At 41.2% G+C, this 12,597-nt stretch carries 11 protein-coding genes; 8 read left to right on the top strand and 3 right to left on the bottom strand.

What is annotated here, in order from left to right:
* Positions 1-174 precede the first annotated feature (174 nt).
* The 3 genes from G337_RS0121565 to G337_RS0121555 all read left to right on the top strand — a co-directional run bounded on the left by G337_RS0121565 (position 175) and on the right by G337_RS0121555 (position 3,808).
* The gene (locus tag G337_RS0121565; RefSeq protein WP_028865689.1) at positions 175-984 is read left to right on the top strand and encodes a substrate-binding periplasmic protein; all 810 of its coding nucleotides are present in this window, start codon (positions 175-177) and stop codon (positions 982-984) included.
* A 216-nt stretch (positions 985-1,200) separates the two neighbouring features.
* Complete coding sequence (locus G337_RS0121560; RefSeq protein ID WP_028865688.1) at positions 1,201-1,932, top strand: DNA replication terminus site-binding protein; 732 nt, start codon at positions 1,201-1,203, stop codon at positions 1,930-1,932.
* A gap of 313 nt (positions 1,933-2,245) precedes the next feature.
* Positions 2,246-3,808 carry an Hsp70 family protein gene (locus G337_RS0121555; protein WP_037028295.1) on the top strand — a complete coding sequence of 521 codons (1,563 nt, stop codon included), beginning with the start codon at positions 2,246-2,248 and terminating at the stop codon, positions 3,806-3,808.
* Between the two features lie 141 nt (positions 3,809-3,949).
* On the opposite strand, the gene G337_RS0121550 is transcribed toward G337_RS0121555, so the two are convergent.
* Positions 3,950-5,245 carry a serine/threonine transporter gene (locus G337_RS0121550; RefSeq protein WP_028865686.1) on the bottom strand — a complete coding sequence of 432 codons (1,296 nt, stop codon included), beginning with the start codon at positions 5,243-5,245 and terminating at the stop codon, positions 3,950-3,952.
* Positions 5,246-5,919: 674 nt separating this feature from the next.
* Positions 5,920-8,670 (bottom strand): bifunctional diguanylate cyclase/phosphodiesterase, encoded by a 2,751-nt coding sequence (locus G337_RS28450; protein ID WP_157619430.1) that lies wholly within the window; start codon positions 8,668-8,670, stop codon positions 5,920-5,922.
* Between the two features lie 318 nt (positions 8,671-8,988).
* On the opposite strand from G337_RS28450, the gene G337_RS0121540 reads away from it, so the two are divergent.
* The 5 genes from G337_RS0121540 to G337_RS0121520 all read left to right on the top strand — a co-directional run bounded on the left by G337_RS0121540 (position 8,989) and on the right by G337_RS0121520 (position 11,802).
* Positions 8,989-9,366 carry a hypothetical protein gene (locus tag G337_RS0121540; RefSeq protein WP_028865685.1) on the top strand — a complete coding sequence of 126 codons (378 nt, stop codon included), beginning with the start codon at positions 8,989-8,991 and terminating at the stop codon, positions 9,364-9,366.
* A 47-nt stretch (positions 9,367-9,413) separates the two neighbouring features.
* Positions 9,414-9,860: a GNAT family N-acetyltransferase gene (locus G337_RS0121535; protein ID WP_028865684.1), complete on the top strand. Its 447-nt coding sequence runs from the start codon at positions 9,414-9,416 to the stop codon at positions 9,858-9,860.
* Positions 9,861-10,029: 169 nt separating this feature from the next.
* A complete protein-coding gene (locus tag G337_RS0121530; RefSeq protein WP_028865683.1) occupies positions 10,030-10,914 on the top strand; it encodes a DMT family transporter in 885 nt (294 codons plus the stop codon).
* Positions 10,915-10,996: 82 nt separating this feature from the next.
* The gene (locus G337_RS0121525) at positions 10,997-11,428 is read left to right on the top strand and encodes a DUF3859 domain-containing protein (protein ID WP_028865682.1); all 432 of its coding nucleotides are present in this window, start codon (positions 10,997-10,999) and stop codon (positions 11,426-11,428) included.
* Positions 11,429-11,478: 50 nt separating this feature from the next.
* Positions 11,479-11,802 (top strand): hypothetical protein, encoded by a 324-nt coding sequence (locus tag G337_RS0121520; protein WP_028865681.1) that lies wholly within the window; start codon positions 11,479-11,481, stop codon positions 11,800-11,802.
* On the opposite strand, the gene G337_RS0121515 is transcribed toward G337_RS0121520, so the two are convergent.
* A complete protein-coding gene (locus G337_RS0121515; RefSeq protein WP_028865680.1) occupies positions 11,799-12,533 on the bottom strand; it encodes a substrate-binding periplasmic protein in 735 nt (244 codons plus the stop codon). The genes G337_RS0121520 and G337_RS0121515 overlap by 4 nt on opposite strands.
* Positions 12,534-12,597: the final 64 nt, after the last annotated feature.

Below are 12,597 nucleotides of genomic sequence, written 5' to 3'. Positions count from 1 at the left end.
CACCGGCACATATTTTCATATAAACAATAATATCTATTGTCTGTCTGCTCCTGAATGCAGGCTGTTTTAACTTGTGATGATTATTTATCCCCGCCTCTTTACCTTTAAACTGGTGCAAACTATTGTTTAAAGTGTTACTAGGCTGCAGTTATCAAATCAGAAACAGGAGGAAGTATGATAAGAAATATGATTGCCGCTGTTTTCTTTCTGCTTGTGATTATATTAATACGTCCGGCGGCTGCTGAAATTAAAGTGACTGTTTATGCTGATGATAATTACCCTCCCTATTCGTATCTCGAGAAAGGTCAGCTTAAGGGCATTTATAGTGATATTTTCCGGGCTGCTTTTGACAAAATGCGGGGTTACAAGGTGACTATTGAAGCAGTGCCCTGGAAGCGCGGTCTCAAGCTTCTTGAGAACGGTAAAGGCTTCGCGCTTTATCCTCCCTATTTTCATGCATTAAAACGCCCCTACATCTGGCCCTACTCACTACCTGTTTTAGATGAAAGGGTGGTTGTTTTCTGTTCGGAAGAGATACTCACGCACTCGATACGTAATAAGTGGCCGGAAGACTATTATGGTTTAACTATCGGCAATAATGCGGGGTTTAATCTTGGCGGGGAGAAGTTCTGGCAGGCTGTCAAAGATAAAAAAATTAACGTTTATGAAGCTAAGGGTAATCGAGAAAATATTCTTATGCTCGCTCTTGGACGTACTGACTGTTATATGAATGACCGCCTGTCAATATTATGGGGGCTTAAGAAGTTAAAACACCAGAAAGTATATGATGAAGGCGGTATACACAGCAGACTGCTGCAGGGCACCACAATTACCATTGAGCAGGGTTTTTTAGGTTATACCAGTCGTGATAATGGTAAGTTTGTTTTTAAAGATGATTTCAAAAAGAAACTCGATATTATTATTTATGAGATGCGTAAAACGGGGGAACTGCAGGATATTATTGATGCATTTATGAGAAGGTAAGCGAATACTGCGCATATTTTTACTTTTCCTGTATCTAATGAAAAACGATATAACCTCTTTTTACATCCCCGGCACATTTAAAGTCCAGCCCACACTGCGCAGATATAGTTCTTAAGAACGTAACGTACTATTTTAAAAGGAAATGTAATGGACAGCTGCTATTCCTCAATCTACAATGACATGTATATAAACACATGTGTATCGGGAGGGGATTTAATGAATTCAGAATATTATTATATTAAACACAGTGAACAGTTAAAAAATAATCTGCTTCAGTCGTTAGCAGAAGTAAGGCAGGCATTATCTGATTTTTCACAAACGGTTTTACTGCAGGATAAACAGAAGCAGAAACAGTCCGTGGTTTTTTCACTGATTGATATCGAAAAAGGTAAAGTAGAGCGGCAAGCTGTTGTCTTTTTTAATGAGGCTGCGGTACAGGAAGCATTACGTTTTATTTTCAGTTTTGATCTTCAGACTGACTCTATTCAGGACACTAAAAAATTAGCCGGTTTTGTCCAGACAGGTTTATCAACCGAGCTTCTGGATCTGCATATCACCCGTATTAACAGTGCCAAAAAGCGCTGTAAAAAAATAATCACCTCCATTAAAGATACAGATCCGCGCAAACAGGCCGATTTGCGTTTTTACTTTGTACATAATATCTGCGGGCTGAGCTACCTGGTAACCAGTGAGCTGTACCGCAATTTAGTGCAGATAAGCGAACCGGTTGATTCAATTTATTTTGGTTTAGAAAAACATAACAAAGACAGTGACATTTTATTTCCCAAAGCCAAAGCAACACTGCGTAACAGCGATGAATCAAAAAAAGTTGTGGTCAGAAAAAAACACAATTCATTACCTGTATTCCTGGCAGAGAACAGCGAGTTACTGGCTTTAAATAAAAACGGTAAAAAGAATGCTATAAGATACAGTTATAAACCTGTTTAACAAATAGAATTAAAATCTGTTAAGGCAGAGTTTTGATTCTCACCCACAAACAGACCCAACCTCCAAGATAAAAAACTTACCTGCAGCGTCCATCAATAATCAAAAAATTTAATAAAAATAAGCGCCGGCATGGATAGCTGGCTCAATGAAAAGGCAAAGTGAACAGATAATATTCATCTGCACCACAATAGCGTTGTTTGTAGATGGTAATGATTGAACATTAGTCCTGTTAAGTATTATTATCAGCGCCCCTGTATCAACAGGCACAAACCTTGGTTTTAAGATTTAAAATAGACAAAATATTGGAGTTTATGTGGCACCTGATTATATCGGTATTGATTTTGGAACTTGTAACTGCTCTGTAGCGGCATGGGTAAATAACCAGGCAGAACTGATCCCTGTTGATGACAACAGTGATATGCCTTTTAAAATCCGTTCTTCAATCTACCTTAAAGCAGGTGACAGGCCTTTGCCTAAGCCGAATATGCACAGTATCAGCAAGTACGAGAGTGAGATAAGCAGAGACTTAAACCGCCAGCTGAATGAAACCCAGAAAGAGATAATCAAGCTGAACTCTCAAATCCAGCAGGCGGCTAAAGATCAGCTGCCGGGCAAAGTCGAAGGGCTGCAGTTTCTATTACAAAGCGCTGCTCAGAAAGAGCAGAGATTCAGTGACGAATTAGGTAAAAGTGCCTTTATTAAAGCAAAAGCGACCCGCCTGGCAATGGCTGACAGCGTTTCCAAGGAAGATACTTTAAACGACATGCTCGTATCCGGCAGTATTCTATTTGGCGAGACAGGTTTTAATGAGTTTTTAATCAGTCCCGATGAAGGCCGTTATATTAACAGCCCGAAAAATTTTCTCGGCGCCAAAATTCCCAAAGTACTGCTGGATGATTTTGAAACTATTGTTGCAAGGTTTCTCTCCTATCTGCGCATTCGTGCAGAAAAACATTTAGGCAGACAGATAAAAAGAGCGGTGATCGCGCGTCCGGTAAATTACCACTCTACAATGGGAGAGTTAGGTAATAAGCAGGCGGAAGCGTTAATGGCGAGAGCATCTGCGCAAGCAGGGTTTGATGAAGTCCATTTCATTCATGAGCCTCTGGCTGCTGCTTATCATTTTGAGCAGAAGATAAATAAATCCACGAAAGCCATGGTGGTTGATTTAGGCGGCGGTACATCTGATATTACTTTCTGCCGTCTCAGTGCGGAAAAAGCAGATAAGTTAAACCGTGATGACGATATTCTTTCCACCCAAGGCATAAGGCAGGGGGGGATTGCCTGTGATAAACATTTGGCCAACGGTGTCATATCGCCGTTATTCGGGCGCGGAGGCAGAACCGTCGACGGACGGGCAGTTCCAAATGTTCTTTTTTCGGGAACATTTTCTATTGATAATATGCCGGAAATTACTGACTTTTATTCACATAATCGTGCATCAGCAATTCGCCAGTATATTATTGATTCAGAAGATCCGTTAAAGCTGCTCCGTCTGCAGCGGGTACAGAAAAACCGTTTAACCCATCAGCTGATGCACTCTATTGAAAGAGCAAAAATTAAACTTAGTGACAGTGAGCAGATCCGTTTACCGCTTGATTACGTTGAGAGTAAACTTGAGGTGAATATTACCCGTTCTGATACCTCAGATACTATGAAGGTATGGCTGGACAAACTTTTTGCAATTATTGAAACCTCGATAGAGGAAGTAGGTTATGCACCTGAGATAATCTACTTAACCGGCGGCATGGGATTATCTCCAATCGTTCAGGAAGCCGTTAAAGCGGAGTATCCAGAGGTGAATATTGAAATCGCAGATGCATTCAGTTCTGTGGTTATGGGAGCAGCGATTAAAGCTAAGAGGGTATTTGCCTAGTTATTTTACAGTCTCATATTCAACAGGTTTGAGACTAATCCAGTCTCATGACTTTTGATAAGAGTGTTAAGCTGCTGATGAAACCGCTGAATGCTCAGCGGTGTGTTTATTTTATTTCTCTGCTTATTATGATGCTTACTGTTATTGCACCAGTGAGTAGAAAATAGCAGAGATAGAGATGACACCAACAATAACCACAAATACGTTGCTGATCGCCCCTGAATACTTGCGCATCGTCGGAACTTTTTTGATCGCATACATTGGCATAATAAAGAGCAGCATAGCGATTATTGGACCGCCAAGGCTTTCGATCATGCCAAGAATACTCGGGTTAATCGTTGCAACTATCCAAGTGGTCAGAAGCATAAATAGCGCAGTGAAAGAGTTAACTGCTTTTGGTGCAGCCTCTTTACCACGGCTGCGGGCCATTTTTGTGACTAGACCGTTTAGACCTTCACTAGCACCTATGTAGTGGCCAAGAAAAGATTTAGTAATTGCGATGATTGCGACGACCGGCGCTGCATATGCAATGACAGGCGTGTTGAAGTAATTAGCCAGGTAAGTCAAAATAGACACATTTTGAGCTTTTGCTTCTGCCAGGTTGGCCGGAGATAAGCTTAATATACAGCTAAATACAAAAAACATCACAGTTGCTACCATCATGATGTTGCTAATAGCAAGAATCCGCGAACATTGTTTTTCTGCTTTTTCCCCATACTCTTTCTGCTTGGCTACTGCAAAGGCTGAAATGACGGGAGAGTGGTTAAATGAAAACACCATCACCGGCAGGATCAGCCAGACCGCCATAAACACGCCGTTAACACTGCCTCCAGCGGGAATGACCTGCTCGAAGATCACTCCGTTCCAATGTGGTATCAAGTAAAATGCTAACATAAGCAGCACGGCAACAAATGGATAAACTAATACACTCATTGCTTTGATGATCAGCTGCTCACCTAAGCGAACGACTGCCATTAAAGCAATGATCAGGATCAGCGCCAGCAATGCGCGGGCAGGAGGTTCAATACCTAGCTGCTGGCTCATAAAGCTCTCTACGGTATTGGTCAATGCCACACTGTAAACTAGTAGAATTGGATAAATAGCGAAAAAGTACAGCAGAGTTATTACTTTACCCATGCCTGTACCAAAATGCTCTTCTACTACTTCTGTGATATCAGCCCCAGGGTTAGAGCTCGACAGCATAAAGCGAGTCATACCGCGGTGAGCAAAGAAGGTCATAGGCAGTGCAAGAACTGCCATAACAAGCAGCGGAATCAGGCCGCCTGAACCAGCGTTGATAGGTAAGAATAAAGTACCTGCGCCAACAGCTGTACCGTATAATCCAAGCGTCCAGATAGTATCACTTTTGCTCCACGGGGCTTTGCTGGCGTTATCTTGTAGTGAAATATCGATCGTGTTGTTTTTTACTGTGTCCATTATGGACATCTCCTTTAATTAGGTATTTGTTATTGTCTTCAAAGAGCCCTTTTATATATCTTTCATACTCCGTCGATGGAGCAAAGGAATCTCAGCAGACTGCAAAACGGTGCTTTATGCACTGCACTCTATTTTGATGGAAACAGAATAAAAACAAGCTGAATGAGAAGTGAAATAACGCAATGACAGAGGTTTAGCACTGGTTATTTAAGTGATGATTCCGTGATCAATATCATGTGTCCGTACAGCATTAAGTTATTGATATAATGTCTGTTTTAATGTCTCTAAATATAAATTTAATGGTATCCGAAAGACGCGCTGAGTATAGAAGGTTTCTCGTGGTACAACTATTGATCCAGAACAATTTACGGATTGTTTGACTGTTTTGCATCCGCTTTAATTTATCAACTTACAAAAAGGTGTGGCGTCAACCATTTTATATAATATCTTTATGATTTATAAAGATGTTACATATAAATATCTGCCCAATTTTTAGTTGTCAGTATTACAAAGCGAGCCTTTTGGCAGGGCTGTTTAGTATTACTGGTATCGGAATTATGCTTTCTAACCTTCTTCTATTACTCATTTTCTATCAGCCTGCAGTTCAAAAGCTGAGCACTGCAAGATTTCCTGTGTTGTATTCACGGGACATACGGTTGAGCTTTATGAGGCTTTTATTTCTTCATCATTGAGGAGCTGCGTCTGCAAATATGGGATACATTTGAAACAGGCTGCTGAGTCATATAAGCGCTGAAATCTGCAGCCAGCATTGGTTTGCCGAAGTAATATCCCTGGAACTGAGTGCATCCTTTATCTGCTAAGAAATCTATTTGATCTTTATTTTCTACCCCTTCAGCAATTACATTCAAATCAAAGTGGCTGGCGATTGCAATGATGGTTTCAACAATCATCGCATCGTTAGGTTCACTGGTGATATCACGCACGAAACTCTGATCTATTTTTAACTGATCCAGGGGCAGCATTTTTAGATAGGTCAAAGAAGAATATCCGGTACCGAAATCATCAATAGAGATGCGCACGCCAAGTGATTTCAATATACTCATTTTATCGATAGTATCAGCAATATCATCAATAACGATACCTTCAGTTATTTCCAGCGTCAGTTGACTGGCGCTAATCTGATGTTTCTCAATAGAGCCGCGAACACTTTCAATAAAATTACTATGGCGGAATTGTTTAGGACTGACATTAACGGAAATTTTTTCCAGCTTTATTTTTTGATCATTCCAGGATTTGAGCTGACGACAGGCTTCGTCGATAACCCAGGTACCCAGCGGTATTATTAATCCGCTGTCTTCAGCAATAGCGATGAATTCAGCCGGTGGAAGCATACCTTTTTGTGGATGGGACCAGCGAATCAGGGCCTCGGCCCCGATGCAGATACCCTGACTATCGACTTGAGACTGGTACATTAAAAATAATTGTTTGTGAGCTAGTGCTGTGCGTAATGCCTCTTCAACTTCCAGTCTGAGGTCGGCCTGTTCCTGCATTTTAGGTTTGAAGAAACAAAAGCCGTTTTTTCCTTTCGCTTTGGCCCGATACATTGCAGTATCTGCTTGACGCAGTAACTCATCAGAGCTGGTGCTGCGTCTGGAGAAACTGCTGATTCCAATGCTGATTGTGACGTGGTGCTGATGTGTTCTGAGTTTAAAAGGTTTCTCCATAGCACGTACTAATTTTCGGGCGACGACGGTTGATTCGTGATTCAGTTGTTCGGAATAATCACTGTTTTTCATAATAAGGACAACAAACTCATCACCTCCCAGACGTGCGACGGTATCTTCACCTCTGACACATTTTTGAAAACGCTCTGCAACCCGCACCAGAAGTTCATCCCCCATATCATGACCAAGGGAGTCATTGATCACTTTAAAGTTATCCAGATCAATAAACAGCAATGCTCCGTAAGAGGTCTGACGTTTGCAGACTTCCAGTTTTTCATCCAGACGATTGATCAGTAAACGGCGGTTAGGTAAACCCGTTAACACGTCAAAATGGGCCAGCTTTTTAATTTTATTGTGGGTATATAATAACTGGCCGGTGCGTTGATTGAACAGTTGAGCCAGAGCTCCCAGCTCTCCTTTTGCAGATGTGTCAAGCAGGTGCAGTTCAGATGCTTTGTTATCCTGCTGAGACTGAATCTGCCTGGATAACTGCCTGACTGGTACGGTTACTATTTGTCTGATCAGCAGCCAGATGATAAAGATTGCCAGCAGCACCACGCTAACTGTAGCCTGCTTGAGTCGATCATAGGCAGCTGCTATTTTTTCGACCCCTTTGCTGTACGGCATAACTGTAACTATTTTCCAGAAAGTGTCGGGCATCATCGAGACAGAAACAAATACCGGCTCGTTAAGCAGGGGATCCTTTTCCAGTAAAAAATTATTATGTTTAAATATGCGGCTGTCAGTATCCAGTATCGAAGAAAGCATTGATGCCGCAATAATATTCGCCTCCTCCAGATTGATCTGATAGCTGGCCGATGCCAGCTTATTTGCTAATTCATTTCTGAGTCGACTTTTAGTGTCAATACTCTTAAGCAGATGGCTGCGTTTTTCATCTAACACGCCGGCAAATTCGCTGAACTGTGGTGATTTCTCTGCAAGATCTTGATAACTAAGAAATGATTTAAGTTCGCTGCCGTCTCTATTATTAACCGTAGAAATAACCTGCTGAATATCGGGGTATGATAAAAAAGTACCGTTGCGGTCAACCGCAAAAGCATAGCCGTCGAAAGACTGCGTAACCTTCTCAAGCAGCTGGTGCAGACCTTCAAATTTTAGATCGATAGTTGCCGCGCCGATATTTTGTCCGTCATTGATCATAGGGACGCTGACGGTAACCATAGGCTGCAGTGAATACGGATCTGTATAGGATTTTGACCAGTACACGCCGCCTTCTGCTAGGTAGGCGGCAGGGACATACCACTCTTCATGGTGATAACCGTTACCGTCCTGCTGATTATAATCATCATAAAATTCAAGCCGCCCGGACTGGTTTCGTCCCCAGAAAAAGCTGCGTCGTTCAATATCTGTATCGAACTGGAACGGGGCCGGCCAGACACCGCCGCCGGCAATATACTCTTCGGTGCCCTTATAATTCATTAACTGCAGAAGTAGCGCTTTATGCAGGTCTACATCTCTGGGCAGCTTTTCTGCCAGGTTTGCCATAGCATCGGCAAGTGTTGCGGCAAGTGTAATACGTTTTTCAAGCTCAGCCGCCACTTCATGATCGGCTTCGCTCAAACGTAGATAGGCCTGTTCCCGGATCAATTCATTACCGATTGTTTTCAGTACCATGATCACCGAGATGGTGATGATTAAAAAAAGTACAATAAAGATGGCCGATATTTTAAATTGAAGACTGTCGTACCACTTGAATGAAAATATGGGAGGGCTTTCCACGGCAACTACCTCGCTGTTAGCTCTGTTTAAGTTTTGCTGTATGTACAACAAGCCTGCAAAAAACGTTTGTGCTTAAATGAGATACTCTCTCATTTAAGCACAAACATGGCGAATTGTATAAAAAAAAGAAACGTTTAATCAAAATATTGTTTGTTAGAGCAAATAACAGTACTTATCAGAGCAATTATCCTAAAGCTAGGCTTACTAAATATTTGTTGAACAAGGCCCTTTTGTGTAAAGCGTGTTTTGTGGTGAAGGCATTTATTATAAACTGTGCTCCTTAAAAAAGTTGTACTGTATTACTGAGGAGGAGATAAGATGCGTCAGCAATATCATTTTCGTCAGTCTGAACAAGGGCTGCTGGCATGGGATGTATTTAGATTATTAAAGTTATCGCAGAGCTTAACAGTAAAAAAATTCCCTTTGCAGGCGATAACCGAGCTCGATGAACCGTTCTGGTACGGACTTGGCGGCGCGCTTCCTACCTGCCGCAATGTCGCACAACATGCATTATTGATTGATCAGGCAGATTTAACTTATCCGATAATACTCTGCTGTGAGGGACGGGTAATGGACGGTATGCACCGTGTATGTAAAGCGCTAAAAAATGGTTTGACCTATATTGATGCCGTACAGTTTACACATGCTGTGCAGCCTGATTATATCGGCGTTGAGCCGGATGATTTACCCTATTAGAACCACAAACACTGCAGTTTTTTATAATATTTATGAGGTAAAAAGAAATGGATTATGATTTTCATATCGGCACAATCGCTGATGTTTTAAAAGTTGACAGTCAAATTCCAGAGTTTGACGGCAGAAACACGGCAGAAAAAATGATGGATAAACTCGCCGCTAAAAATGCTTTGATTCTTATTGCCAGCTATAACAAGCAGCCGGTTGCTTATAAAATCGGTTATGAACTTTCGCATACAGAATTTTACAGCTGGCTAGGCGGCGTGCTCCCTGAGCATAGAAAGCAGGGGATCGCGACACAGTTACGCAAAAAACAGGAGGTCTGGGCTGCTGATAAGGGTTATGAGTCGCTCAGCGTAAAATCAATGAACCGCTTTCCTGCCATGCTGCAGATGCTGATTTCCAGTGGTTATCAAATTTCCGGTTATCAGGATAAAGGTTGTATTTCGAGCAGTAAAATATGCTTTATTAAATATTTAATACTGCAGGAATAATGGTAATTTAAGCAGCAGCCAGAAAATAATACCGGCAGCTGATCTTGAAATATTTATATCCGTTAGCCTGATATTTTCTTCTTTGTCATTCTTTACATTCTAAGCACATACAAGCCTTACAAAAGAAGCTATAGTCCGTTTTTAATGTTTATTTACCTTTCGGAATCTTATGATAGCAAACCGTAAAGCTGATCTGCTGCTTGTTTTCACCACTGTATTAGCGGCAGCCGGATGGATTTTTTCTAAAGAATCTATTCAGGGGTTACCGCCTTTTAGTTTTATCGGCCTGCGTTTCTTTTTGGCATCGTTATGCCTGTTACCCTTTTGTTACAGGGCGTTAGGTGCTGCTAAAAAAAGTGATATAGCTAAAGCGATGGGAGTCGGCATCCTGCTCGGCTGTGCATTATTATTATGGGTTTATGCTGTTTCGGTCAGTGATACGCTTGCTGAGGGGGCATTTATTATGAGTTTATCTATGCTTCTGGCGCCTTTAATCGCATGGCCGCTGTTTAATAGACGTCCGGCTCTGATCTTCTGGTTGTCAATTCCCTTTGCTCTTGCCGGCTTGTTTTTATTAGCACTTCAGGGGCAGTGGCAGCAGTCATCAAGCCAGCTGTGGTTTGGTGCCGCGGCGGTTGTTTTAGCTGTACATTTTAATTTCAACGGTAAATATGCGCAGCGGATCCCGACATTACTGCTCGCCTGTTTACAGCTGTTTGTAACCGGCTTAATGGGGCTGTTGTTTTCACTGTTATTCGAGTCAGTTCCGGCTGCAGTCGACAGCAGTATCTGGGGTTGGTTCGCTATGAGTGTTTTGTTTGCCACCAGCTTACGTTACGTGATGCAGACTACGGGTCAAAAACACAGTACGCCGGCAATGGCTGCTATTGTCATGATTTTAGAGCCGTTATGGATTATGCTCCTGAGCATTCTCTGGTACGATGAAGCTATGCCTGTCAATAAACTACTAGGCTGTATTCTGATTGTATTGTCATTATTACTCTACCGAGTCGGCGGCAGCATGTTAGCTAAAAGAAGAAGGGTGCTTGTGTAAAATTCTTTTTCGAGCGGTTGTTTTTAACTATAATGAACTCCTATTCTAATTAACAAACAATAACTACTAAGTTGAATTACTGATGGCAAAACAGAAGCCGGTTATTAAAATGCTGACCTACGGCATTCACTCACAATGGCAGTCAAAATCAAAAGAACTTCCGCAGGTAAAAGAATTTACTACGGATATTCCGGCACAGATCGATATTGAATTCGGCTTTATTGTTAATATAAAAAAAGCCAGAGGCAGTAAAATCCGTTACTGTATTGATCATCCGGGTATTCTTGATGATGCAGGGAATTTACGCGCCCCGTTTGACGGCGTGGTGCATGTAACGAACAATGACTGGAGTTTTTATCTTGGCGACACTATCTGGGCGCCGATTGCAGATAAATGCGGACAGTGGCGTATGACCATTGAATTGAATGACCGTATTATTGCTGATAAAACTTTCCATATTTCCCAGCCAGAGAAGCACAACGAAGCTGACTTTTGGAAGCGAGTTGGTTATTAATTCTAATTAGTTTTCAGGCCGTGCATACGATTAAATAATAAAGGAATAAAATGAAAAATAATATAAAGGAACTACTTAATACGGCAGTACAAGCTAATGATCGGTTTATGAAACGTTATAAAGAGATCTCTACAACCATAGGTTTAATGGATCAGGCACTGCGAAATCTTGGCAATAATTCCGAAGCTGTAACGATAGATAGCGCATCACTGAATAAAAAACTGGTATTTATTATTCTTGATTCACAACCCGATATCGTGGGTGTCGGCATAGGGAAAAATGGCGGGGAAGATTTGTCGCTGCTCGGGCAATATGATTTTAAACAGATAACAACAGAAAAAATTGTTGAACTACTTGAAGAAAACCTTATTTAATAAAGCAGTTCTTGAAAAATTTTATCGACTTCACCAGCTGCTTTTAATTTCCTAAGTTCACGATTGAAATCTATATTCAGGGTAAAGTTTTCAGGCTGTTTTTTTGTCCATAATATATAGAGATTCTTAAAAGTTAATGCATTTTCAGCAGTAACAATCTGTTCTTTATCCTGACTGAATTCCTGGTTAAGCAGCTGCAGACCGACAACTTCATTTGCTATAACTATATCCACACGCTGTGCAATGAGCCTTTCAAAACAGTGCTTTAAACTGTTTGATTTGATTTTAATAATTAGCGGATTATTGGTGAATTCATCGCTGTAAAAGTAACCGTTGATAACACAGACATCAAGGTAATTAAGATCTGTTATTTCTTTATATTTATATTTATTATTTTTATGCATAAATAACACTAGGTTGCTTGTGGCAATAGGATCCGAATACCAGAAATAGTTAGTACGCTGTTTATTATAATAACCGCCTAGTACGGCCTGGTATTTTCCTTTTTTACTATGCTCTACTGCACGTTTCCAGGGAATAAAAGCAACCGATAATTCGTAACCTATATTTTTAAGTGTGCGTCGGGTAATTTCGACCAGCGGTCCATTCTTCTCAAGATCCGCACCATAATAGGGCGGCCATGTGTCCGTTGCCATCTCAACAACCCGCTTATCTGAAGCTGCAGATAATGTGCTGTAGAAGAGTAAAAATAAAAGCGCATATATTTTCATATAAAATCCTTTGCATATAAATATATACCTATACCCATGTTACCTCAAGATGCTTTGTCAGGCA

Source organism: Psychromonas aquimarina ATCC BAA-1526, from assembly GCF_000428725.1.
In the GTDB taxonomy this organism is placed as follows: Bacteria; Pseudomonadota; Gammaproteobacteria; order Enterobacterales; family Psychromonadaceae; genus Psychromonas; species Psychromonas aquimarina.
Note: the sequence above shows the minus strand (reverse complement) of the source record. Positions and strands in the feature narration are given on the sequence as shown.